The following is a 473-nucleotide window of genomic DNA, read 5'->3' as shown; positions in this document are numbered from 1 at the left end:
CTTATATAATTCATTTCAATGGCAAGTATGCTGTAAAGAACGGCAGTTATGAAGAATTGCGTCCTATGTGCGATGCTATTTTAGATCGCGGCATTAGCGCTACCCTGGAGGTAACGGCATAACATCTTCACCATTATGCCAATTCTTTGTTCCGACGAAAATCAATTTTACTTTCCACCCGTAACATTTGCAGATGAAGAAGGTCTTCTTTTAGTCGGCGGGAACGTAACAGAAACACGGGTTGTGGAAGCTTATACAAAAGGCATCTTTCCTTGGTATAATGAAACAGAACTCCCGCTTTGGTGGAGCCCGGATCCACGCTTTGTTTTATTTCCGCAAGATTTATACATCAGCAAAAGCATGGCAAAGCTGATGCGAAAGAGTCCATTTCAATTCAGCTTTGATAAAGCATTTGAAGAAGTCATCTCAACTTGCGCTAAAATAGAACGTAAGGGGCAGGATGGAACATGGAT

General features: G+C 41.6%; 1 protein-coding gene. It reads left to right on the top strand.

The window, feature by feature from the left end:
• Positions 1 to 243 precede the first annotated feature (243 nt).
• A partial coding sequence (locus tag I6F09_RS37225; protein ID WP_346730147.1) for a leucyl/phenylalanyl-tRNA--protein transferase occupies positions 244 to 473 on the top strand: 230 nt, incomplete at its 3' end.

It is taken from the genome of Bradyrhizobium sp. IC3195 (genome assembly GCF_020193585.1).
Lineage (GTDB): Bacteria > Pseudomonadota > Alphaproteobacteria > Rhizobiales > Xanthobacteraceae > Bradyrhizobium > Bradyrhizobium yuanmingense.
This window is presented reverse-complemented; position numbering and strand designations above follow the sequence as displayed.